This is a genomic window from Bacillus sp. SIMBA_008, from assembly GCF_046535495.1.
In the GTDB taxonomy this organism is placed as follows: Bacteria; Bacillota; Bacilli; order Bacillales; family Bacillaceae; genus Bacillus; species Bacillus subtilis.
On the sequence record NZ_JAWRWL010000002.1, the window covers coordinates 658171 to 678939 of the forward strand.

Consider the following 20769-nt stretch of genomic DNA (forward strand, 5'->3'; position numbering starts at 1 on the left):
CTAATGTATGAGTACGAAAGTAAGAACATGATGAAGAAAAATGATTTGGTATCTTCGGGGATAAAGTGCAGGTAACAAAATTTCCACACGCTCAACAAACTAATAACCATCAAATGTGTTTTATTAACATTTTAAGGATGGCCATTCTCTCTCAGCAATTTTCAATCATAAATACAAACTCTGTGCAGGGCACACAATAGTCTTAGCTCAAATCAGTTGATCGTTCACATATTATTAACATTTATTTACAAGGAAAATAATTACTTTTATTGAATTGTTATAGTGCAAGACAAAAAACTTTAAAGGAGTGTTTCAAAATGAATTTCAAAAAAACGGTTGCTTCTGCTTTATCGATTTCTGCGTTAGCTCTGTCGGTCAGCGGGGTAGCTTCAGCTCATGAAATAAACTCCACACCTACTGAAGTAAAGAACATTTCTATTTCACCTACACATGTTATCAAGATTCAAGACTATGATTTACCTCTAAAAGTTGGAGAAACCTATTCTGTTAAAAATAATTCAGCTACTCGTTATTGGACTGATAACCAAAAAGTTGCTGAAGTCGATCAAAATGGTTTAGTGACGGCTAAATCAAAAGGGAAAGCCACGATCACTTTGTTTAAAGGTACTGCAGTATTCGGAAAAGTATATGTAACGGTTTATTAATCTCTTATCTGCCAGATTTTCTGGATGCAAAACATGCATGAATAAAATAAGGTCCCCCTCTAAAAAGAGAAGGGACCTTATTTTATTTCAATTGCGCTTCAAGTTTAGATTTAGTTTTGGGAATACATCATACATTGGTGTATATTGTGTTTCAGTAGCTTAGCCCCGAATAAATCCACCTTCTGAATGAATAATTTGTCCAGTTATCCATTCAGCCTCATCACTTGCAAGAAAAGCAATCATTCGTGCTGCATCATCTGGTGTGCCAATACGCCCCATTGGAAATTTAGGTGAAAGAAAATTTCTTATTTCATCTGTCATCCATGTAGAATCTGTTGGACCTGGGTTTACGGCGTTAACAGTGATGCCCAATGGTGCAAGTTCTTGTGATAACGACCTAGTAAATGCAGAAATAGCTCCTTTAGTTGCTGCATACGCTAACTCCCCAGGCAAAGGACCTAAATCCTGCCCTGATGTCATATTGATGATTCTTCCTGATATTAAATTAGATTTTTTAAACCGACGGGCGAATTCAACACAAAGAAGAAAATTCGATCTCATATTAACCGCATAATGCTCATCAAGTGATTTAGCATCTAACGATACATAATTATCACTTGCGGAATGAGCTGCATTATTAATAAGGATGGAAGGATATCCTAATTTATCTGAAATTTTTTCATGTATTGTGAATGCAGCATGTGCATCTGATAAATCAATTTTCATTGCCTCACAGCGGACACCCATACGTAAAATTTCTTGTTGAAATTCTTCTATCCAGGCCGTATTAGAATTCCAGTGAGTAAAGAAGATATGTATACCCTGTGAGGCTAACTTACGACAAATAGCCGTACCAATATCCCCTTGACTGCTTGCTCCTGTAATTAGTGCGATTTTTTCTTGAGAATGACTCATTATTTTAACCTCCAATTTATACGGAGTATCTCCATTATGATGGTAACAAGCTATCCAAAGAATATAATCCATTAAATCAAACAGAGCTGACTTTGAATACATTTTAAAATCAGCTTAAAAAAACATTTTCGTCTCAAAAAATATTAAATAGAAAAAATAAGATTTGGACAACAATTTACTACTTAGTCACAAGTGGCTGATACTAAGTCGTTGAATGTCTCTTTTTAAAGAGCCTTTCAATCATTCACATTGCTTTTCATTAACCATTCTACTTCCGTTAATTCTTGTTTTTGAACGTCTATTGTGTGTTTTTTCGTGAAATGGGTTTTCACAGCTTCTTCGTTTTCCCAAATCTCCCAAAGCATTATTTTACGTTCTGATGGCTCAAGCGGATAAGCATGGAATGTAATACAACCCTCTTCTTTGTTCGTTTCTTCCTCAAGTTTTTTGAATTCCTTCATTATCTCATTAAGGTCTTTATCACTGATGATTTTTAAACATGCCGTTATGTAATGCATCGAAATTTCCCCTCCCATCATTTTATGGCTTTTCATTATAACATTTTCTTGAAAAATAAAAACAACCCCCGACATTAAGGCAGCGATTTAAGGGGTAATAGTAGAGTAATGAATGCGATTGACGGTACTATATTTGGTGTTAAAGACTTAGTCGTGGGGGTATGGGAACCGACGAAGAACTGATTCAAAGACTAGCTAAAAGCAAAATGAGTAACAAGAAGATTTCCAGTTCATCATCATTTAAAAATAAAGCACTACAGAAAGAGCTGTTAATAGTACTCTTAATTTACAGTTAGATAGAAAAATGGTTAAATTGTGATAAGAACAAGCCTTTATACTCCTATAAAGGAAATGAAGATTTAAGAAGAGAAATAGCCAAGGGAGAAGATACAATTACTGTTTTAACAATTGCTAAAATTTATTGAAAAGGTATCTTTATATTAACTGGCTAGCCAACGAGATGATATCATGATAGATACAAACTTATCTGAACCTGTATTTCATTTTCTAGGAGGTATATTTCATCAAGATATAGAAACTCCAGAGTCAGCACTGGACGAATACTTAGAAGAGATTCCAAAAGAAGAGCAAAAAACTGATATAGTAGCATTAAAAGATTTTACAGTGATTATTTGGATGAAGACAAGAATGATTTTATAGATGAAGCTGCTGACGGAGTGGACATTCTTAGTTACGGAGTATCTCCATTAGTATGGCTCGAACAAGTTATTCAAATAATAGAAAAGAATATTGAAACCTTATAATCCATTAAACCTAGCATAAAAATAGGGCTGATTTTGAATTCACTTCTTAATCAGCAAAAAAATTTTCGTCCTCAATTCGTCCCTATGTAGACACAAAGCTAACAAATATAACTAAATAAAAAACCCTTGTTACGCAAGGGTTTAAGCTATGATTTCGACTGGTCTCAAACCAGGGGCCTCTCCCCCTGTCACAAGGTAGCGATTATATTCTAACATTAAGCTGGCTTGCACATGCCCGCTTAACCCCGAGTAACGCTGCTACCACTATACACTTATGGTCTGCTGGATAAGGGAAACATCATTTCATATACCATTAGACATATTACGGATTGCTCAATTTTTATATAACTGTTGGAAACGGTTTTTCCGTCTGCGATAATTAAATAAGAGGTGAAATCAATGAATGGTATAGAGTTTTTAGAGTCCGTGTCTCAACTGGGACAAATAATTTTATTATTCTCCGGCTATGCCCTTTACTGGAGATTAGGTAAAACAAAAAAAGAACGAAAACTTACAAAATACGAAACTTTTCTTAGATTCTTTGTAATGTTCGGGATATTTGCATGGGCACTTTCGTTTCTTGCTTTGCACTTGTGGTAACAATCTTCTGTCGATATTTGACTTATTATGTCTAATTTGTTTAATTCTAAATAAAACTACCTTTTTCTTGAAAAAATGTATGTTACTATTGAATTGCTTTACCATTTCAAAAAAGGGGGAGTTCACACATGTTGAAAAGATTGTTTTTTCTGGCGTCGATTTTCTTTCTTGCTATTGCCACAATTGCACCAGCAGCTTCAGCAACACAATTGAATCCGGAGGACGGTTTAGATGGCTTAACTGAAGAACAAATTGAAAAATCTGTTGCAGAAGTTGAGTACATCTTTACTAAAATTTTAGTTTTTGACAAAGAGACGGGATATACAGTCAATGAGGACGAGCTTGAAAAAGCTCCTTATCCTCCAGCTCAAAAAGAGGGCATGATTGCTTTCGCTAATTATATGAATAAGGAATATAATTATACCGATGTCAAAATCAATAGTGTTCAAGGATGTTTAGAAGATGCACTTAACTTAAGTAAAGGTGCTTTAAATCAAGTTCAAAAAGCCATTCAAAACGGAGATTGGTTGACTGTTGTAGGATTTCTAGGAACTATAGGTTTAGCAGTTTCCCCACCAGCAGTATTTGCATTCTTCCTACTCTGTGGTGCTCCAGTGGCAAAGATTGCTCCACAAGAAAATTGATAAATGAATTTTAAACCCCTTCTACAACAGAAGGGGTTTAATTTTTTATAATTTCGCTTCAAGTTTCGCTTTAGTCTTAGGTCCATAAATACCGTTAGCTTTTAACCATTCATCAGTTGGAACCGTTTAACCGCGTTTGCGATTTTTGATCCGTAGAATATGAGATTCAATTAAACACCACCATTGCATATATAAAAAAAGATAAAACGGTCGTAGAACATCTTTATACAGAAAGTGTAAATGACAAAAGTTCCATGGAAACAGAAAATTTTAAAAACCTTATGTTTGTTTGGAGAGAAAAGTTCGCCAACAACTCGCGAATTTGATAAACCTGCTTTATTAAAGCAAAGTAAAAAACCCTTGCTGCACAAGGGTTTAAGCTATAATTCCGACTGGGCTCGAACCAGCGATCGCTACCCTGTCAAGGTAGCGATTATGTTCTGATACGAACGTATGTTTCATTTCGAAACCTTATTTTATAGGGTTTTCTGACAAATGTTTCTGATAAAAAATCTTCTGTTTTGACTAAAAATGAACAAGTTGGTCCCCAATTCGTCCCCATCTGTCCCCAAATAGCATTATAACTTACCGATTCTTTTTCTAATTAGGATTACACTACAGTCTTGATATTCCATTATTTTCTCCGTTAATTAAGGAACGTTTGTTCGCATATAATTTATCCAAGGAGATGATCAGAATGAGTCAAGGAATTTACGACAAGAGATGGGAACAAAAATTCATATTGCCTGAGCAAAGGGCTGCCCTTTTAAACAGAAAGAGAGAGAAGTTAAGAAAATCGAAAAACCCATTCTCGATGAATACCTGCTCGAGGAAATGGCACGCACTATTTGCGAAGCCATGGAATTTAACTCGCTTCTGGTCATCACTGTATACAGAGATGGCTTTATAGAAGAAATAACAGGACATGTCCATTTCATAAACGAAGTGAAACAGAAGTTTCATGTGAAGGATTTAAAAGGTGATACAAATTTAATTAAATTGTCTGATATTACAAACGTAAAGAATCTTTACTAACAGAATACATCTTGATAATAATCACATCCTATGGAATAATTATCATTATTTAGAAAACAATTAATATTTTATAAAACCTTTGGGGGCAATTATGAAAGAATATGAAGAGAAGTATCAAGAAACAAAAGCAAAACACTTAGTTTTATGGAAAGACCTTATCTCTAAAATATTTGATGGTGTGCCTACTTCTCAAATGACAATTACTGACCGAAGTCATATAGTTCGAATATTACATAAGATAGGGAGTAGTGAAGCTGATAATCATACTTTTATGCCAGCAGGTGGCGGGGATGATCTAACAGATTCTGTTTTTTCTTCTGAAGATGGACGTATAGAATTAAACTTTAGCGGTAATGTTTTAATAGTAAATCCTACAAAATTATCTTTCCATCCAATTGGAGAAAATCCTGAATGGTGGTATTTTAGACTAGATACTAGCTCGTTTAACCGTAGTAAAGTATATGAAGATCAGCAAGATGAAGAAACTAATACTCATCAGCTTATCGATGAGAGCGAACTTCATTGGTCTGTGCATTTCAACGGAGAAGAAGTTCTTGAATTAACCTCTGGAGAATATGAAGACCGCTCATTATGGGAAGAAGGTTTTTTAGGATATGATGAAGATGGCCGAGAAATAAAAATGCCAGATACCACTCGTATTGTGACAAGAATGATTAACGGTGGTTCGTTTGTAATTTTCCCGAAATATTCTCTATATAACAGAAACTCAGCAACTTATGATGGCCGCCATAATAAGGTAACTAACGAAGAGTTTGCTAGCTATATTAAAGATGTAGTTGCAAGTTTAGATAAAAAATAGGCATGTATAAAAAATAAAACCCTGCTCTTATAGAGAAGGGTTTTTCTATTAAGATGTACCTTCCAAAAGTTCAGTTCACTCATCATACAGTCGATACTTCTTCCGGCCTGCTTCTAATTAATGGTAAAATCACTTCCAAGAAAATTGCAAACATTGATAAAACGGCTAAGGATGCAATCGCCAATTCTGATTACACGTTTGTAAAGTATGGAGGTAACCGCCACGGCCATATGGAATTACGATTCACTGCAACCGGAAACTGGTACACACATCACGTTTCTATTAAATAAGAGAAAAAGCCCTCCCAATCGGGAAGGGCTTTTTATTTAAGAAGGGATTCGAGCTTCGCTTTAGTTTTCGGGCCATAAATGCCATTAGGATTTAAACCATTCATCAGCTGGAATCGTCTTACTGCGTCATTAGTTTCCAAACAAATAATCCGAATAGGTAAATTGACACAGATCAAATTATTCATTTCACACTTTTGAATTACATCGCTGTCTATTTCTTCATTTTCCCATGGTAAAATCTTGTTGGAGCTATTCAAACGAAAGGATATGATCATGAAAGTATTTGAAGCCAAATCACTGCTTTCAGAAGCAGATAGACGTGCAAAGGAATACAAAGAATTAAGAAGTCAGATGGTCAATCTAAAAAAGGCTTTTAAAGCTGTAGCTGATTTAGATGACAGTGAGTTTTCTGGAAAAGGTGCCGACAACATCAAAGTATTTTACCAAGATCATGCCGGTGTAGCTGACAATTGGATTGACTTACTTGATATGAAAATTGCTTTCTTAACAAGCATTTCAGGCACTTTAGAGGACGCCAGCTTGTCTGATGCATACATAGAAGAATTCTTCTTAGAACACGAGCTGGCTAACGCCTACACAAAATCAAAATCCATAATGTCTGAACAAAAGAAAATGATGAAAGATATCTTACATGATATCGACGATATTCTTCCGCTTGATTTGTTCTCGACAGAAACCTTTAAAGACGAACTTGCCGATGCGGAGAACCAACGCAAAAAAACAGTCAATAAAGTAGGCAGTGTTGATGAAGCACTTGTTTCTGAATATGCTCAGTCAGAGCCAAACGAGCAATTCATCAAGAAGGACTTTCAAAAGCTTGAGGAATCCACAGGAAAAGGGAAAAACGCCACACCGATTCACTATAACGCCAAAGCGTACAGAGAGAGTGACATACATAAGAAAAAAGGCGATATTGAAAAACAGACTGAAGCTTATTTGAAGATCAAGAAAGATGAAGCGAAAGAACGAGAAATCAAAGAGCTGAAAAAGAAGCTAGCTGACGGAGTGACGGATCCAGATGAATACTTAGACATTGCCAAGAAGGTCGGCTATGAGAACCTTACCCCTGAACAGCTTGAATTTGTTTCATTTCTTGAACAGCGTAAAGCTTTCATGGATAACGGAAAAGAAGTGTTGCAAATCATAGGTGATGGCGCCAAGGGTGCGATTGTTGGTATATACGATCTTGCCAAGGATACCGGTGAAGGAGCCATTCAATTCGGATGGAATATCGGTTGGACAATTGACAACTTAAACAAGGAGCCTCAAAAAGTGCTGGATACCGTTTTGGAATACGACTATCAAGCTGCCTTTCAAAGTATGGTTGACACATTGAAGGATAATTGGGATAAAAAAATGATTCACGGGGATGCATATACACGGATGCACTATGTTACTTATTTGGGCGGAAGTCTTCTGTTATTGAAAGGTGGAAAGTCATCTGTCTCAACAGGCTCGAAGGATCTTGCTAAAGTTGGGAAAGCAGCTAGTGAAAAGATTAAGAATGGCAATCCATCTGTCAAACCTTATGTTAATCGATATACTCCTGCATTAGAAGGGATTCTACAAGACGCCGGGAATACTATTAACGTTAAAAATACGCCGCTCCTAAAAAGAATAGCCGATTCCACTAAAGATAGTGTATTCTTTAAATCAATCAATGGTAAGTCATCAAACAACAAGACAGTTAAAAAAGGCCTTTCCAAAAAATCAAGAGAAGTCGCGCTTCCAAAGGTAGATACATATGAACAAGCTAGAAATGAGGCGCTAAATCTAATTGGTGATTTAGGAATAGATTCAAAACCTTTTATAGGTACTTTATCTAAAAGCGCAGGCTTTGGTAAAGTTACTGGCCGAATGTCTGGAGATAATAAAGTCCTTTGGAGATTAGATTATGACCCCGAAAAGGGACCTCATATAAATGTTGAGGATTATAGAAATGGAAAAGGAGATAAGGCAAAGAAATATTATATACCTTTTAACGGAAACGAAGATACTTATAAATCCCTTTTAAAACATTTAAATAAATAGGAAGTGTTAATATGACTTTATACGAAGAATGTCTAGAAGCTCTTGGAGATAACAAAGAAGTCCTCACTATTTCTGAGACACGCAAATATCATGAACAACTTGGCGAAAGCTTCCCCTTCACATCATGGGGAAGAATTAAATGGGATGAAGTAACTACTCACAGATCTATTGATTATGCTGAAGATATCGACGAATGGTTAATTGAGAATAAAATAGATGACAAAAATGTTATTCTCCTCTGGGCTTATGGTGATTATCCAGCTGTAAAAACCAGCTTAGACAACGCTTTAAACGTAATTGATGATGTAACTGCTGTAGGTTCAGATACTTTCATGTTCAGCGAATCTGGTTATGTTATTGAATTTTTCCATGATGGAGATGTAACAATAGGAAAAGCAAGCTGAAAATAATAGCCCTTCTTAGTTAAGAGGACCAATATGAACTTAGAGAAAAAAATGGAAGCTATATTAATTAAAAGAAAAGAACTTAATCTTAATGATGACTATGAAATTCAAAAGAGTTGGGATGAAATAATTGAAGTACTCTCAGAAAATGAGGAAAATTCAATTAGCTATCTAGAAAATTGTAATAAAGAAGATTTATATTGGATCAGTGAAGTATTTGAAGATTTAGCTGAAAGTTTGCAAAGTAAAGAACTTATTAATTGTTTAAGAAAATTAGATGAAAAGTACCCTGATTTAGAAATGACAAATGATATTGATATAGCAGAAAGTTATATAGAATAAGATACGTACCATCTCTCAGATTTAAAGTTACCAGTTTCTTGGTGGTGATAAGTAATGATAGAAATCGAAGTTTCTGATTCTGTATTTGGATTCCTTGGCGGTTATTTTCATCAGGATATTGATTCTCCAGAATCAGCACTGGACGAATACTAGAAGAGATTCCAAAAGAAGAGCAAGAAACTGATATAGTTGCATTGAAAGATTTTATTAACAGCGATTATTCGGATGAAGAAAAGAATGATTTTATCGATGAAGCTGCTGACGGAGTGGACGTTCTTAGTTTTCTCCAATCATATGGCTCGAACAAGTTATTCAAAAAATCGAAAAGAATATTGAAACTTTAACCTAGCATAGAAACAGAGCTGATTTTGAATTCACTTCAAAATCAGCTTAAAAAAACTTCCGTCCCCAACTCGATGAATGATGACAAAATCAATAAATAGGCAAAGTAAAAAACCCTTGCTACGCAAGGGTTTAAGCTATGATTCCGACTGGGCTCGAACCAGCGACCTCTACCCTGTCAAGGTAGCGCTCTCCCAGCTGAGCTACGGAATCATGATATGTATGTGTTGCTGGGTATGTTATTGTCTTTCTGACAAGTTCTATTATATAAACTTCCCTTCTATTCGTCAACTGCTTTTTTAGAAAAACTTTTTTTGGACTTGCTGTTCCGTTCCCCGGCTATTATAATATGTCTTAATTTTCCAACAATAGAGGTGATGGGGTTTTGCATTCTTTGATCTCTTCCGATGATGTTTGGGTATTATGGGGGTTTATTGCGGTGTGGGCGGCAGTGAGTATCGGGCTGGAGCAGCGCTTTAAGTGGGCTTCTGCTGTGTCGGGCGCTATTATTGCCCTTGCAGGTGCTATGGTGTTTACAAATGTAGGAGTGCTTCCTGTTGAGTCGCCTGTGTATGACACTGTGTGGTCTTATGTGGTACCACTGGCGATACCACTTTTATTGTTTCAGATCAATGTTAGGCAAATTTTTAAGGAAAGCAGGCGTTTGCTGTTTATTTTTCTGATTAGCTCCGTTGGAACAGTGCTTGGCAGTATCCTGGCTTTTTTTCTACTCAAACAGCATATTCCCTATCTCGATAAAATCGGCGGGATGATCAGCGCCTCTTATATCGGCGGCGGGGTCAACTTTGCGGCGATGGCGGCAAAATTTGAGACGCCTGGTGAATATGTGTCGGCTACCGTTGTGGCTGATAATTTTATGATGGCGCTTTTGTTTTTTATTTTAATCAGCATTCCTGCACTCAAATGGTTTCAGCGGCATTATGCCATGCCGTTTGAAGAGAAGGTAAAAGCCGATGGAAACAGCGGAAACAGTGCTGAAAGCTATTGGAAACGGAAGGATATTTCCTTAAAGGATATCGCATTTAATGCCGGTGCCGCTTTCGCACTTGTTGCGGTTAGTATGAAGGTTTCCGGTTATTTTAAAAGCATTTTTTCTCATCCCCTGCTGACCGGTACGCTTGGCGATCAGTACCTGGTGCTTACGTCTTTAACTGTTCTTATCATTTTTCTTTTCCCGCGTTTTTTTGAAAGGCTCAATGGATCTCAGGAACTTGGAACCTTTTTGATTTATTTGTTTTTTGTGGTGATCGGCATTCCTGCAGATCTCCGCTTAATCGTCACGAATGCGCCTCTTATTCTATTATTCGTGTTTATCATTGCGATCAGCAATTTAGCAGTTTCCTTAGCTGCCGGAAAATTGTTCCGCGTGCGGCTTGAAGAAATTCTGCTCGCCGTCAACGCTACTGTCGGGGGACCGACGACTGCGGCTGCGATGGCAATTGCCAAGGGATGGCGGGAGCTTGTCGCCCCGATCATGCTTGTCGGTACGCTCGGCTACTTAATCGGCAACTATGTTGGCACTTTTATTGGAAATTGGTTTTCTTCCTTCTTATAAAAAGGATATTTGCATTTCCCTGAGAATAATGTAAGAGGAAAGCTGACACGAGAACGGAGAGATCACTGTATGTTAAAAGGAAAAACCATTTATGTTAGACCTTTAGAAGTAACGGATGCCGAAGAAAATCTGCGGCTGCAAAGCGAAAATCGGGATTTTTTCGAACAGTTTTCTATGATACGCGCAGACGATTACTATACGGTTGAGGGGCAAAGAAAACGGATAACCGAGTATCAGGAAAGACTTGAGAAAGATGAAGAATATCATTTTGGCATCTTTACAGCGTCAGACGATAGATTAATCGGGACGGTTTCGCTCTTTCAAATCATCCGTGGCGCGTTGCAAACTGCGTTCATCGGGTATTTTTTAGACAAAGCCCATAATGGAAAGGGCATTATGACAGAGGCAGTCAGATTGGTTGTTGATTATGCGTTCCACGAATTGAAACTGCATCGGATTGAAGCCGGTGTGATGCCCCGTAATCTCGGGTCCATGCGTGTTTTAGAAAAAGCGGGATTTCATAAAGAAGGCATCGCCCGAAAAAATGTAAAAATTAATGGCGTTTGGGAGGATCATCAAGTCCTCGCGATTCTGAATCCTGATGACGAACAATAATAAAAGAAGCCGGGCCATCCCCGGCTTCTTTTTTAACGAACCGCAACTGGAGCAATTTCTTTCAGCGCTTGTTCGAAATCGTGTTCTAAATCGTCTGCATGTTCGACGCCCACACTCAGACGGAGCAGGCCATCAGTGATACCGCGTTTTTCACGCTCTTCCTTAGGCATTGCCGCGTGAGACATCGTTGCCGGATAGGACAAAATCGATTCCACGGCACCAAGGCTGACAGCGAAGACCGGCAGTGACACATTCTCGACTAACTTCTTAACGGCCTCTTTGCTTTCAAGCTCAAAAGATAGTACGGCGCCCGCTCCCGTTGACTGGCTTTTATGGGTTTCAGCGCCGGGATGATCAGCCAGTCCCGGATAATACACGCGCTTCACCGCCGGATGCTTCTGGAAAAATTCCGCAAGCCGCTGGGCTGTTTGACTCGCTTTCTCTAAACGGACCTGCAATGTTTTTAATCCGCGCAGGACAAGCCAGCAATCCTGTACGCCAAGGACGGCGCCGAACGCGTTTTGCAGCTTATACAGCTGCTTCCCAAGCTCTTTATCTTTGACAGCAGCCAAACCTGAGAGCACATCGCTGTGTCCGCTTAAGAATTTTGTCGCGCTGTGAAGTACAATATCCACGCCGAGGTCAAGCGGTCGCTGCAGTGCCGGTGTCATGAATGTATTGTCCAGAAAGGTCAGACAGCCGTTTTCTTTTGCAAGCTGAACAACCGCTTTAATATCCGTAATCCCAAGTGTCGGATTTGACGGTGTCTCCATATAAATGACCTTTGTGTTCGGCTTGATGCTCCGCGCCACTTCATTACGATCCGTCATGTCGACAAACGTATGCTCAATGCCAAACCGGGTCAGCACCTCTGTCACCATACGGAAGGTTCCGCCGTATACATCTTCTGTCACAAGAACGTGATCACCCTGTGACAGCAGTAAAAATGCTGTTGAGATGGCAGCCATGCCTGAACTGAAAGCAAATCCTCTTGTTCCGCCTTCCAATGCGGCAATTGTTTCTTCGAGAGCTGTTCTTGTCGGCGTGCCAGAGCGGCTGTAATCATATGCCCCGAACTCTTCAAATGAAGATTGGTGAAAAGTCGAGGCGTGCTGAATCGGTACACTGACCGCCCCGGTTCCGCCGTCTGTTTTAAATGGATTGTGCACGAGCTGGGTTTCCAGCGTCCAATTGTGTTTACTCAAATGAAACAGCTCCCTCTTTGACCTGACATAATGCCTGTTTTAGATCCTCTTTTAAATCTTCCGCATGTTCAATACCGACAGAAAAGCGCAGCAACCGATTGCACACCCCGTTTGCGATGCGGATCTCTTCAGGAATATCCATGTGCGTCTGGGTCGCAGGGTATGTAATAAAGCTTTCCACCCCGCCGAGGCTTTCTGCAAAACAAATGGTCTTCAGTGCTTTTAAAAACGGATTGACCCATTCTTCTTTTTGCAGACGAAAGGACAGCATGCCGCCTTTTCCGGGATACAGCACATCCGAAATTTCTTCCTGCTCTTCTAAAAACGCCGCAAGCTCCTGCGCGTTTGCCTGATGCTGACGCATTCTGAGGCTCAGCGTCTTCATTCCTCTCATCAGAAGCCACGAATCAAATGGCGGCAGGACGGCACCGATCGCATTTTGATGCTGAAACATTTCCTCTCCGAGCCGCTCATCCTTCACCACGACAAGTCCAGCAAGCAGATCGTTATGCCCGCCTAAATACTTGGTTGCGCTGTGAATGACAATGTCAGCTCCCAGCTCAAGCGGCCGCTGCAAGACCGGTGTATAAAATGTATTATCTACGATCAGCAGAAGACCGTGCTCCTTTGTAATCCGGGCAATATGTTCAATGTCCGCCTCCTGCATGAGGGGGTTTGTCGGCGTTTCCACAAACACCGCTTTTGTATTCGGCGTAATCTTAGAGCGTAAACAGTCCTCATCGCTGAAATCATCATAATGAAAAGTCAATCCGTATTTTTTCCATTCATTTTCAAATAAACGGTACGTGCCGCCATATAGGTCCGATGAAACGATCAGTTCATCTCCGCTTTTAAACAGCGCCATAATCGTTTGGATAGCAGCCATTCCCGAACTAAAAGCAAGCCCTCTCGCGCCGTTTTCTAAGTTAGCGATGGCGTCCTCAACAAGCTGGCGTGTCGGATTTTTTGTGCGGACATAATCAAATCCGGTAGATTCTCCGATCCCTCTGTGGCGGTATGCTGTTGATAAATAGATAGGAGCACTCACTGTTCCCGTGACTTCATCGCTACGGTTCCCAATTTGGGCTAATTTCGTTTCAACGTGCTGTGACATATAGCTGACACCTTCCCTTTTCAAAATAAAAACCCCTTCTTCATAAGAAGAAGGGGTTTAACGCTTCTTCTTATCTTCCAAGCATAAAAAACGCTTGCTGGATTTAGCACCTTGGCGCTTTGCACATGCAAAACAAGCCGGTTGCTGAGGTTTCTAAGGGCCAGTCCCTCCACCTCTCACGATAAGAAATATCGATTTCAATTTTCTGATTGTTTTATATTAGCGCAATTCACAGTTTATTTCAACACTTTTTTCTTCGTGTGCCGAACCGTTTAAAGAGAGAAATTTCTAATAATTCATGGTACAATAATTGAAAATGCAAGAAAGTATAGTGATGTCCTGGAGGAATGTTTTTATGGCACCGAAAAACGGCACAGTGCAAGAAAAGAAATTCTTTTCAAAAGAGCTTAACGAGGAAATGACCTTGCTTGTTTACCTGCCGTCCAACTACTCCCCGCTTTATAAATACCATGTTATTATCGCGCAGGACGGCCACGATTATTTCAGGCTGGGGAGGATCGGCAGACAGGTTGAGGAATTGCTGTCGAAACGCGAAATAGACCGGAGCATTATTATCGGTGTTCCTTATAAGGATGTAAAAGAGCGCAGAAACACTTATCATCCGGAGGGTTCAAAATTTTCGGCTTATAAACGGTTCATCGCCCATGAGCTCGTTCCTTTTGCAGATGATGAGTATCCAACCTATCAGATCGGTTACGGCCGAACGCTGATCGGTGATTCACTCGGAGCGACCGTGTCACTTATGACAGCGCTTGATTATCCGAATATGTTTGGCAACATCATCATGCAGTCTCCCTATGTTGACAAACATGTACTAGAAGCCGTGAAACAGTCAGGCGATATCAAACACCTCTCTATTTATCACCAAATCGGAACAAAAGAAACTGACGTCCACACGACAGACGGGAACATTCTGGACTTTACAGAACCGAACCGGGAGCTGAAACAGCTGCTGGAGAAAAAGCTTTCCGATTATGATTTCGAGCCATTTGACGGAGACCACAAATGGACATACTGGCAGCCGCTCATCACCCCGGCGCTGAAAAAAATGCTTTAACACTCTATCATACTTTATTTCCAGGAGGGACATAATATGAAATACGGAATCGTTTTATTTCCATCAAAAAAGCTCCAAGACCTTGCAAACTCTTACAGAAAGCGCTATGACCCAAGCTACTCTCTAATCCCGCCTCATTTGACGCTGAGAGCATCCTTTGAATGCGCGGAGGAGAAAGCGGATCAGCTCGTATCACATTTAAGAAACATCGCAAAAGAGTCCCACCCACTCGTTCTCAAAATGACAAAATACAGCTCATTTGCGCCTGTCAATAATGTCATTTACATCAAAGCAGAACCGACGGAAGAGTTAAAAACACTCAATGAAAAGCTATACACCGGTGTGTTGGCAGGAGAACAGGAATATAATTTCGTTCCGCATGTGACGGTCGGCCAAAATCTTTCCGACGATGAGCATTCAGATGTGCTGGGACAATTAAAAATGCAGGAAGTGTCGCATGAAGAAATCGTTGACCGTTTCCACTTGCTCTACCAGTTGGAAAACGGATCGTGGACAGTATATGAAACCTTCTTGCTAGGCAGAGGAGAATAATGTTTGAAAGCAGTTATCGCAAAAAATGAAGAACAACTGAAAGATGCATTCTATGTAAGAGAAGAAGTCTTTGTCAAAGAACAAAACGTGCCTGCTGAAGAAGAAATTGACGAACTTGAAAATGAGTCAGAGCATATCGTCGTGTATGACGGTGAAAAGCCTGTCGGTGCCGGAAGATGGCGCATGAAGGACGGCTACGGCAAGTTAGAGCGGATTTGCGTACTGAAAAGCCACCGCTCAGCCGGTGTCGGCGGCATCATTATGAAAGCGCTCGAAAAAGCCGCGGCAGACGGAGGCGCTTCCGGTTTCATTTTAAACGCGCAAACACAGGCTGTGCCGTTTTACAAGAAACACGGGTATCGCGTGCTTTCTGAAAAAGAATTCCTCGATGCCGGCATTCCGCACTTACAAATGATGAAGGACTGAACGCATCCGGATCTTTTGAGATCCGGATTTTTACTGCATATAAAAAAACCGTTCTCTGGTATGAACGGTTTTTTATACATATCGATTAATATATGTGCCCATTCCTTTTTCTCGCAATCTCTTATAAAGAGAGCGCTTACGTTTCATCTCGTTTACTTTTCTTTCAGCTGCCGTTTGATTCTCCTGCTGCTTTTCCAGTTCTTTGTATACCCGCTGAAACGGGACATAGCTGATTTTTTCGGTTCCGGCATAATCCTGCTTATGTCCAATCGTTCTATTAGCATATTGAGCGTATTGCTGGTTCTGAATTTGACCTGCATATATCATACAATACCCACCCCTCTGCTGTCTCTTTTCCCTTAAACTTACTTTTTGAAACACATTTCTTTTGATATGATAGTCATTGTCTGTAATGAACACCTTTTGATTGGGAGGACCCCTTTTTGAAATGCGCCCGACTGAATGATAGAATCATACATTTACATACATATTCGAGAGAACATTATCAATTCCTCTTTGAAGAGGGAATAAAAGGACATTTATTTTGTTCTCATTGCGGAAAGCCCGTTTTGTTACGGCTTAACATCGCCGATCCGCCAGAGTTTATCCATCGCCAGCCAGGCGATTTTCCGGCATGTGAGGAGGCGTGCGAACCGAAGCCCTCTAAAGAGGGGAAAAAAGAAGATGATCAGGAATCTGGTGTCATTCGTTTACCCAAGGGAAAAGCGATCGCCGCTGACCCGTCCCCAGCTGTTACAGAATGGCACCGTCCTAGAAGCATTAAACCAGGAACACCATTTGTGCCAAAAACAATAGAACCCGATACGAGCCTTTTTCCGTCTGTCGGTTTAAACACGGATCAGCTGAAAGCTGTCACGGAAACAGAGGGCCCGCTCCTCGTGCTTGCAGGTGCGGGGAGCGGAAAAACACGGGTACTGACAGCCCGTGCCGCCCACATGATCGAACACTTAGGCATACCGCCTGAAAATATGCTGCTTGTCACCTTTACAACAAAAGCTGTCGCTGAAATGAAAGAGCGTATGGCGAACCAGTACGGATTACAGCCGGCAAAAGTCAGAAGAATTGTGACAGGAACATTCCACAGTCTGTTTTATAAGATCTTGTATCACTCTAATTCTGCTAAATGGAACGGTGAGCATCTGCTGAAAATGGAGTGGCAGCGGGAACAATATATCAAAAAAGCACTCTATGAAGAAGGCATCGATGAGAAAGAATTCCCAGTTGACCAAGCCCTGCAGCAGATCGGTTTTTGGAAAAACACTTATGTCCCAAATGAACGCATCCCTCTAAAAGATGAGTGGGAAAAACAAGTTTATCGTTTATATGAACATTATGAACGCCAGAAAAAAGAACACAGCCAATTTGATTTTGATGACATGGCTTCAGCCTGCTATGAATTGTTTATCGAGCGGCCTGACCTTCTGGAACAATATCAATCTCGGTTTACGTATATCTTAATTGATGAGTTTCAGGACATTAATCCGGTTCAATACAAAATCATGCAAATGCTCGCCAGCCCGGAGCAAAACCTGTGCTGTGTCGGAGACGATGACCAGTCCATCTACGCGTTTCGCGGAAGCAATCCGTCTTTCATTCTTGATTTTCAAAAGGATTATCCGGGAGCGAAGACGATCTATTTAACTGCGAACTACAGGTCTACGCACCCGATCGTCTCTAGTGCTGATATCGTTGTGAAAAAGAACAAAAACAGATATGCCAAAACGCTTGAAGCGGCCCGCGATGACATTCAGGTCCCTGTGCTGTTTTATCCTTATGATGAAGAGGAAGAAGCCACAATGGTCGTTTCCGATATCAAAGAAAAAATTCAAAATGGAGCCAGTCCAGAAGACTTTGCGGTTCTTTACCGCACAAACAGCGGAGGCCGTGCTATATATGAAAGGCTTCATCAATCGTCAATTCCGTATACAGCTGACCGCGGCGTCCAATCGTTTTACAGCAGACGGATCGTCCGCCAGATTCTCGCCTACTTGTACGCCAGCCAAAATGAGGATGACACCGAGGCGATTAAACACTTGCTTCCCGCCTTGTTTTTAAAACAGTCCGCTTTGAATACGCTGAAGGCGCTCTCGATTACAGAGGACTGTACCATGATCAAAGCGCTGGCCAAATTGCCTGATCTGAAGCCATTCCAGCTGGACAAAATCAAGAAAATCGTACCGTTTTTTGCAAGCCTCCGCACAATGAAACCCGTAGAAGCCATCACCTTTGCAGAAGGAAAAATGGGCTTCTCCGAGTATTTAAAAAAGCGGGGCAATGAGGGCAACAAGCTGGAAAAAGGCTCTGATGACCTGCGCGACATCAAGGTTGTCGCCAAGAAGTTCAAAACGATTCCTGACTTTCTTGCCCACGTAGACCATATGAGGGCCGCTGAGAAAAACAGAACGGATGAACATGGCGTTCAGCTGATGACCATTCACCGGTCAAAAGGCCTTGAATTCAAAACAGTCTACGTGTTAGGCACTGTAGATGGCTCGATTCCGCACGATTTCTCATTAGAAACGGCAAGAAAAGGAGACGAGGCCGCTCTTGAGGAGGAAAGACGCCTTTTATATGTAGCCATGACCCGGGCGAAACAGCATTTATATTTGTCTTGCCCTGCTAACAGGCGCGGCAAAACAGCCAACCGCTCAAGATTTTTGTATCCCCTGCTACAGAAAGCAAGACAGCCCTTGCATCATTAACAGCCCGGCAGATTACTGCCGGGTTTTTACTGTAAAAAAAGGCCCGCTGCAGTGAGTCAGCCAGGCCATCCACTTATTTATTATCCATCATTTTAGAAATCGTGCCAAAATCAAGCTTTTCTTTTCCGCTTGTAATAGATTCCACAATTTTATCTTCTAATTCTTTTGGCACGCGTCTGTTTGCCATCTGCGCTACGCGGTTAATCACACTGCGCACTGTATTTTCATCTTTAAAATTAGCGTTTTGGAGTGATCCGGCAAGATTCATTACATCCTGCATCTTCACACCTGTTTTCTTTTCGATGTTCTTAAAAAATTGATTATCCATAATGCGCCTCCTTTTGGCGGAGTAATACGGTATTGTATGAATGCACATAATACAATGTGCTTTTCCAACATTTTTAAAAATAAACACAAGGCAAGGAAGTACGGGTTATAACCCGTACTTCCTCAATACATCTTAAAAGAAAGATGCACCTACGATGATGAGGAGAATGAATAATACGACCAACAAAACAAATGTTGAACCATAGCCGCCGCCGTAACCGCCAGCATAACCGCCATAACAGCCGCCGCCGTAGCCGCCGCCGAATCCGTATCCAAAGCCCATAGATAAGCACCTCCTTTACTCTCTATACACTATGTGAGCTGCTGGGATCGGCTTGGATATTCGCATAGGGCGTTTGCGGATTTACGATTGATCATATTGAGCTTGATGTTTTTTAAGTAAGGCCTCCGTTTTTTCAGCCAGCTCTTCAATCTCATCTTCAAATTCCAGACCGGCTTTATCAAATGCATCCAAGTCTTTTCTGATACTGCCCATCGTGTCTTCATGCTCTTTTTGCTTTTGTTCATGTGGTTCATATCTTCCTTCTATCCATTTTTCAAACTCATTCACTTTTATCCCCCCGCTTATGATATATGCTGAGCGAGACCGCCTCGTTAAAAAAACAAAAAACCGGAGTTCTCCGGTTTCTTTGCCAGGCTATTGAGGCTTTTTCTTTTTATTTCCGCACCCGCAGCCTTTCTTTTTTATCTTTTTTGATTGATACGATGAATCTGTATATGGAGATTTTTGGGAAGGTTTATGATGCTGATTCATTTTTGTCCCCTTCCTTTCCTTATGTCATATATGCTACTTTATGCGTATTCTGACAGAAAGTTGCTGGTGGTAACGCCTTATTCTTGCAGCCATTTTGATACGAGCGTTTCTATAATGCCGGCAAGGCCGGCGATCGCCAAAAGTAAAATCAGCCACTGCGCCGCTTGCGGGATCACCGCCTGGCATAAAATCAAAAAGCCGGCACACCACACGCCTGTGCACCAATAGCAGCTCAGCAATTCACCAATAAACGCCCTGACACCGGTTCCCTTAATCACGATATAGGTTTCAATGTTCCCGTCCGCATCCTTTTCTTCCTTCTCTTCATGAAACAGACTGCGAAGCGGCGCCATAATCGTGTCAAACACCAGCAGGCGGGCGAGCCGAAAGACCGCAAGCGATAGAAGAACAATTGTCAGCCCATTTATAACCACTCGTTCACTCCTTTGCCAATCATGATCCCTTCACATATATGCCAAAACCCTATTCTTCATGAATTGTATCTTGTCCGGCAGAAAATTGGTTATTTTTATTATTCCGCTCTGCACCCCATTTGCATTATATAGAGTATGGATAAGAAAGGAGTGAAGGTTATGTCATTTGAAGAAAAAGTCGAATCCCTGCACCCTGCAATATTTGAGCAATTATCAAGCGAATTCGAACAGCAGATCGAAGTGATTGATTGCGAAAATATCACAATTGACACGTCACATATAACAGCTGCCCTTTCTATACAAGCCTTTGTGACAACCATGATTATCGTGGCGACTCAGCTCGTCATCGCCGACGAGGATTTGGCTGACGCAGTGGCAAGTGAAATTCTTATTCTCGATAGCTCCCAAATCAAAAAAAGAACCATCATTAAAATTATCAACAGCCGCAACATCAAAATTACTTTGTCTGCCGACGAGATAATAACCTTTGTACAAATCTTGCTTCAGGTGTTAAACAGCATTCTTAGTGAACTTGACGTCCTTTAACCCTTTC

Annotated in this window: 26 protein-coding genes, 1 tRNA gene, 4 pseudogenes and 1 riboswitch; of the genes and pseudogenes, 19 read left to right on the forward strand and 12 right to left on the reverse strand. The window is 40.6% G+C overall.

Annotated features, from left to right (window positions below; all coding sequences use genetic code 11):
• The first annotated feature begins 317 nt into the window (after nucleotides 1-317).
• Nucleotides 318-665, forward strand: a complete 348-nt coding sequence (locus SB658_RS08830) for an Ig-like domain-containing protein (protein ID WP_015715694.1) — start codon at nucleotides 318-320, stop codon at nucleotides 663-665.
• Between the two features lie 159 nt (nucleotides 666-824).
• Here SB658_RS08830 and SB658_RS08835 read toward each other — a convergent pair whose 3' ends face one another.
• Both SB658_RS08835 and SB658_RS08840 read right to left on the reverse strand, forming a co-directional pair.
• The gene (locus tag SB658_RS08835; protein WP_038427603.1) at nucleotides 825-1580 is read right to left on the reverse strand and encodes an SDR family oxidoreductase; all 756 of its coding nucleotides are present in this window, start codon (nucleotides 1578-1580) and stop codon (nucleotides 825-827) included.
• A 236-nt stretch (nucleotides 1581-1816) separates the two neighbouring features.
• Complete coding sequence (locus SB658_RS08840) at nucleotides 1817-2134, reverse strand: putative quinol monooxygenase (RefSeq protein WP_072692634.1); 318 nt, start codon at nucleotides 2132-2134, stop codon at nucleotides 1817-1819.
• A gap of 432 nt (nucleotides 2135-2566) precedes the next feature.
• On the opposite strand from SB658_RS08840, the pseudogene SB658_RS08845 reads away from it, so the two are divergent.
• The 3 genes and pseudogenes from SB658_RS08845 (at nucleotide 2567) to SB658_RS08855 (ending at nucleotide 4106) form a co-directional block, all read left to right on the forward strand.
• A pseudogene (locus SB658_RS08845) lies at nucleotides 2567-2862 on the forward strand (contact-dependent growth inhibition system immunity protein).
• A gap of 399 nt (nucleotides 2863-3261) precedes the next feature.
• A complete protein-coding gene (locus SB658_RS08850; protein ID WP_015715692.1) occupies nucleotides 3262-3462 on the forward strand; it encodes a hypothetical protein in 201 nt (66 codons plus the stop codon).
• 128 nt (nucleotides 3463-3590) lie between these two features.
• Nucleotides 3591-4106 carry a hypothetical protein gene (locus SB658_RS08855; protein WP_014476481.1) on the forward strand — a complete coding sequence of 172 codons (516 nt, stop codon included), beginning with the start codon at nucleotides 3591-3593 and terminating at the stop codon, nucleotides 4104-4106.
• A 45-nt stretch (nucleotides 4107-4151) separates the two neighbouring features.
• Here SB658_RS08855 and SB658_RS08860 read toward each other — a convergent pair.
• Nucleotides 4152-4261 (reverse strand): annotated as a pseudogene (locus tag SB658_RS08860) (peptidoglycan-binding domain-containing protein); the annotation flags it as partial.
• A gap of 85 nt (nucleotides 4262-4346) precedes the next feature.
• Between SB658_RS08860 and SB658_RS08865 the strand changes: the two are divergent.
• The 4 genes from SB658_RS08865 (at nucleotide 4347) to SB658_RS08880 (ending at nucleotide 6251) form a co-directional block, all read left to right on the forward strand.
• A complete protein-coding gene (locus SB658_RS08865; RefSeq protein WP_128422176.1) occupies nucleotides 4347-4550 on the forward strand; it encodes a hypothetical protein in 204 nt (67 codons plus the stop codon).
• Nucleotides 4551-4928: 378 nt separating this feature from the next.
• A complete protein-coding gene (locus SB658_RS08870) occupies nucleotides 4929-5141 on the forward strand; it encodes a YolD-like family protein (protein ID WP_373605220.1) in 213 nt (70 codons plus the stop codon).
• 91 nt (nucleotides 5142-5232) lie between these two features.
• Nucleotides 5233-5961 carry a hypothetical protein gene (locus tag SB658_RS08875; RefSeq protein WP_003232844.1) on the forward strand — a complete coding sequence of 243 codons (729 nt, stop codon included), beginning with the start codon at nucleotides 5233-5235 and terminating at the stop codon, nucleotides 5959-5961.
• A gap of 53 nt (nucleotides 5962-6014) precedes the next feature.
• Nucleotides 6015-6251 (forward strand): hypothetical protein, encoded by a 237-nt coding sequence (locus SB658_RS08880; protein WP_003232845.1) that lies wholly within the window; start codon nucleotides 6015-6017, stop codon nucleotides 6249-6251.
• Nucleotides 6252-6283: 32 nt separating this feature from the next.
• On the opposite strand, the pseudogene SB658_RS08885 reads toward SB658_RS08880, so the two are convergent.
• Nucleotides 6284-6388 (reverse strand): annotated as a pseudogene (locus SB658_RS08885) (peptidoglycan-binding domain-containing protein); the annotation flags it as partial.
• Nucleotides 6389-6524: 136 nt separating this feature from the next.
• On the opposite strand from SB658_RS08885, the gene SB658_RS08890 reads away from it, so the two are divergent.
• The 4 genes and pseudogenes from SB658_RS08890 to SB658_RS08905 all read left to right on the forward strand — a co-directional run bounded on the left by SB658_RS08890 (nucleotide 6525) and on the right by SB658_RS08905 (nucleotide 9398).
• Entirely contained in the window at nucleotides 6525-8303 is a 1779-nt protein-coding gene (locus SB658_RS08890; protein WP_410601493.1) for a T7SS effector LXG polymorphic toxin, read from the forward strand.
• An 11-nt stretch (nucleotides 8304-8314) separates the two neighbouring features.
• Nucleotides 8315-8707, forward strand: a complete 393-nt coding sequence (locus SB658_RS08895; RefSeq protein WP_003232847.1) for a CDI toxin immunity protein — start codon at nucleotides 8315-8317, stop codon at nucleotides 8705-8707.
• A gap of 33 nt (nucleotides 8708-8740) precedes the next feature.
• Nucleotides 8741-9049, forward strand: coding sequence for a hypothetical protein (locus SB658_RS08900; RefSeq protein WP_003232848.1), 309 nt, complete (start codon nucleotides 8741-8743; stop codon nucleotides 9047-9049).
• Between the two features lie 54 nt (nucleotides 9050-9103).
• Nucleotides 9104-9398: pseudogene (locus tag SB658_RS08905) on the forward strand (contact-dependent growth inhibition system immunity protein).
• A 133-nt stretch (nucleotides 9399-9531) separates the two neighbouring features.
• Here SB658_RS08905 and SB658_RS08910 read toward each other — a convergent pair.
• Nucleotides 9532-9604: transfer RNA gene (locus SB658_RS08910), tRNA-Val, on the reverse strand.
• A 172-nt stretch (nucleotides 9605-9776) separates the two neighbouring features.
• On the opposite strand from SB658_RS08910, the gene SB658_RS08915 reads away from it, so the two are divergent.
• Together SB658_RS08915 and SB658_RS08920 are read left to right on the forward strand one after the other, a co-directional pair.
• Nucleotides 9777-10967: a DUF819 family protein gene (locus SB658_RS08915; protein WP_029726265.1), complete on the forward strand. Its 1191-nt coding sequence runs from the start codon at nucleotides 9777-9779 to the stop codon at nucleotides 10965-10967.
• A gap of 69 nt (nucleotides 10968-11036) precedes the next feature.
• Nucleotides 11037-11582 (forward strand): GNAT family N-acetyltransferase, encoded by a 546-nt coding sequence (locus tag SB658_RS08920; protein WP_003232852.1) that lies wholly within the window; start codon nucleotides 11037-11039, stop codon nucleotides 11580-11582.
• Between the two features lie 32 nt (nucleotides 11583-11614).
• On the opposite strand, the gene metC is transcribed toward SB658_RS08920, so the two are convergent.
• On the reverse strand, nucleotides 11615-12787 hold the full coding sequence (gene metC, locus SB658_RS08925; protein WP_017695700.1) for a cystathionine beta-lyase: 1173 nt from the start codon (nucleotides 12785-12787) through the stop codon (nucleotides 11615-11617).
• Nucleotides 12780-13901: a cystathionine gamma-synthase/O-acetylhomoserine thiolyase gene (metI, locus tag SB658_RS08930; RefSeq protein ID WP_003232857.1), complete on the reverse strand. Its 1122-nt coding sequence runs from the start codon at nucleotides 13899-13901 to the stop codon at nucleotides 12780-12782. The genes metC and metI overlap by 8 nt, the downstream gene beginning before the upstream one ends.
• 67 nt (nucleotides 13902-13968) lie before the next feature.
• A riboswitch (SAM riboswitch) is annotated at nucleotides 13969-14089 on the reverse strand.
• A gap of 167 nt (nucleotides 14090-14256) precedes the next feature.
• Between metI and SB658_RS08935 the strand changes: the two genes are divergently transcribed.
• Genes SB658_RS08935 through SB658_RS08945 form a run of 3 tightly spaced genes read left to right on the forward strand, consistent with a single transcriptional unit; the run spans nucleotide 14257 to nucleotide 15957 of the window.
• Nucleotides 14257-14979: an esterase family protein gene (locus SB658_RS08935; protein ID WP_029726266.1), complete on the forward strand. Its 723-nt coding sequence runs from the start codon at nucleotides 14257-14259 to the stop codon at nucleotides 14977-14979.
• A 36-nt stretch (nucleotides 14980-15015) separates the two neighbouring features.
• A complete protein-coding gene (locus tag SB658_RS08940) occupies nucleotides 15016-15531 on the forward strand; it encodes a YjcG family protein (protein WP_003232861.1) in 516 nt (171 codons plus the stop codon).
• 3 nt (nucleotides 15532-15534) lie between these two features.
• Nucleotides 15535-15957 carry a GNAT family N-acetyltransferase gene (locus tag SB658_RS08945; RefSeq protein ID WP_003245407.1) on the forward strand — a complete coding sequence of 141 codons (423 nt, stop codon included), beginning with the start codon at nucleotides 15535-15537 and terminating at the stop codon, nucleotides 15955-15957.
• Nucleotides 15958-16029: 72 nt separating this feature from the next.
• Here the strand turns inward: SB658_RS08945 and SB658_RS08950 are convergent, their stop codons facing one another.
• A complete protein-coding gene (locus SB658_RS08950; protein WP_003232866.1) occupies nucleotides 16030-16284 on the reverse strand; it encodes a hypothetical protein in 255 nt (84 codons plus the stop codon).
• A gap of 116 nt (nucleotides 16285-16400) precedes the next feature.
• Here SB658_RS08950 and SB658_RS08955 point away from each other — a divergent pair, with 116 nt between their 5' ends.
• Nucleotides 16401-18680, forward strand: a complete 2280-nt coding sequence (locus SB658_RS08955) for an ATP-dependent helicase (RefSeq protein WP_064671245.1) — start codon at nucleotides 16401-16403, stop codon at nucleotides 18678-18680.
• Nucleotides 18681-18753: 73 nt separating this feature from the next.
• Here the strand turns inward: SB658_RS08955 and spoVIF are convergent, their stop codons facing one another.
• The 4 genes from spoVIF to yjcA all read right to left on the reverse strand — a co-directional run bounded on the left by spoVIF (nucleotide 18754) and on the right by yjcA (nucleotide 20216).
• The gene (spoVIF, locus tag SB658_RS08960) at nucleotides 18754-19008 is read right to left on the reverse strand and encodes a sporulation-specific transcription regulator SpoVIF (protein WP_003232870.1); all 255 of its coding nucleotides are present in this window, start codon (nucleotides 19006-19008) and stop codon (nucleotides 18754-18756) included.
• Between the two features lie 132 nt (nucleotides 19009-19140).
• On the reverse strand, nucleotides 19141-19290 hold the full coding sequence (yjcZ, locus tag SB658_RS08965; RefSeq protein WP_003232872.1) for a sporulation protein YjcZ: 150 nt from the start codon (nucleotides 19288-19290) through the stop codon (nucleotides 19141-19143).
• Between the two features lie 81 nt (nucleotides 19291-19371).
• Nucleotides 19372-19578, reverse strand: a complete 207-nt coding sequence (locus SB658_RS08970; protein ID WP_003244769.1) for a hypothetical protein — start codon at nucleotides 19576-19578, stop codon at nucleotides 19372-19374.
• Between the two features lie 281 nt (nucleotides 19579-19859).
• Entirely contained in the window at nucleotides 19860-20216 is a 357-nt protein-coding gene (gene yjcA, locus SB658_RS08975; protein ID WP_003244844.1) for a sporulation protein YjcA, read from the reverse strand.
• 159 nt (nucleotides 20217-20375) lie between these two features.
• Here yjcA and cotV point away from each other — a divergent pair, with 159 nt between their 5' ends.
• The gene (gene cotV / locus SB658_RS08980; protein ID WP_003244871.1) at nucleotides 20376-20762 is read left to right on the forward strand and encodes a spore coat protein CotV; all 387 of its coding nucleotides are present in this window, start codon (nucleotides 20376-20378) and stop codon (nucleotides 20760-20762) included.
• Nucleotides 20763-20769 lie beyond the last annotated feature (7 nt).

Bases quoted from the DNA above. Each gene is read 5' to 3' on its own strand.
- SB658_RS08835 (WP_038427603.1), bottom strand. From the start codon at position 1,580: ATGAGTCATTCTCAAGAAAAAATCGCACTAATTACAGGAGCAAGCAGT.
- SB658_RS08940 (WP_003232861.1), top strand. From the start codon at position 15,016: ATGAAATACGGAATCGTTTTATTTCCATCAAAAAAGCTCCAAGACCTT.
- SB658_RS08850 (WP_015715692.1), top strand. From the start codon at position 3,262: ATGAATGGTATAGAGTTTTTAGAGTCCGTGTCTCAACTGGGACAAATA.
- SB658_RS08935 (WP_029726266.1), top strand. From the start codon at position 14,257: ATGGCACCGAAAAACGGCACAGTGCAAGAAAAGAAATTCTTTTCAAAA.
- cotV (WP_003244871.1), top strand. From the start codon at position 20,376: ATGTCATTTGAAGAAAAAGTCGAATCCCTGCACCCTGCAATATTTGAG.
- SB658_RS08920 (WP_003232852.1), top strand. From the start codon at position 11,037: ATGTTAAAAGGAAAAACCATTTATGTTAGACCTTTAGAAGTAACGGAT.
- SB658_RS08900 (WP_003232848.1), top strand. From the start codon at position 8,741: ATGAACTTAGAGAAAAAAATGGAAGCTATATTAATTAAAAGAAAAGAA.
- SB658_RS08830 (WP_015715694.1), top strand. From the start codon at position 318: ATGAATTTCAAAAAAACGGTTGCTTCTGCTTTATCGATTTCTGCGTTA.
- SB658_RS08950 (WP_003232866.1), bottom strand. From the start codon at position 16,284: ATGATATATGCAGGTCAAATTCAGAACCAGCAATACGCTCAATATGCT.
- SB658_RS08855 (WP_014476481.1), top strand. From the start codon at position 3,591: ATGTTGAAAAGATTGTTTTTTCTGGCGTCGATTTTCTTTCTTGCTATT.
- metI (WP_003232857.1), bottom strand. From the start codon at position 13,901: ATGTCACAGCACGTTGAAACGAAATTAGCCCAAATTGGGAACCGTAGC.
- SB658_RS08895 (WP_003232847.1), top strand. From the start codon at position 8,315: ATGACTTTATACGAAGAATGTCTAGAAGCTCTTGGAGATAACAAAGAA.
- SB658_RS08890 (WP_410601493.1), top strand. From the start codon at position 6,525: ATGAAAGTATTTGAAGCCAAATCACTGCTTTCAGAAGCAGATAGACGT.
- SB658_RS08875 (WP_003232844.1), top strand. From the start codon at position 5,233: ATGAAAGAATATGAAGAGAAGTATCAAGAAACAAAAGCAAAACACTTA.
- yjcZ (WP_003232872.1), bottom strand. From the start codon at position 19,290: ATGGGCTTTGGATACGGATTCGGCGGCGGCTACGGCGGCGGCTGTTAT.
- SB658_RS08880 (WP_003232845.1), top strand. From the start codon at position 6,015: ATGTACCTTCCAAAAGTTCAGTTCACTCATCATACAGTCGATACTTCT.
- spoVIF (WP_003232870.1), bottom strand. From the start codon at position 19,008: ATGGATAATCAATTTTTTAAGAACATCGAAAAGAAAACAGGTGTGAAG.
- SB658_RS08840 (WP_072692634.1), bottom strand. From the start codon at position 2,134: ATGAAAAGCCATAAAATGATGGGAGGGGAAATTTCGATGCATTACATA.
- SB658_RS08865 (WP_128422176.1), top strand. From the start codon at position 4,347: ATGACAAAAGTTCCATGGAAACAGAAAATTTTAAAAACCTTATGTTTG.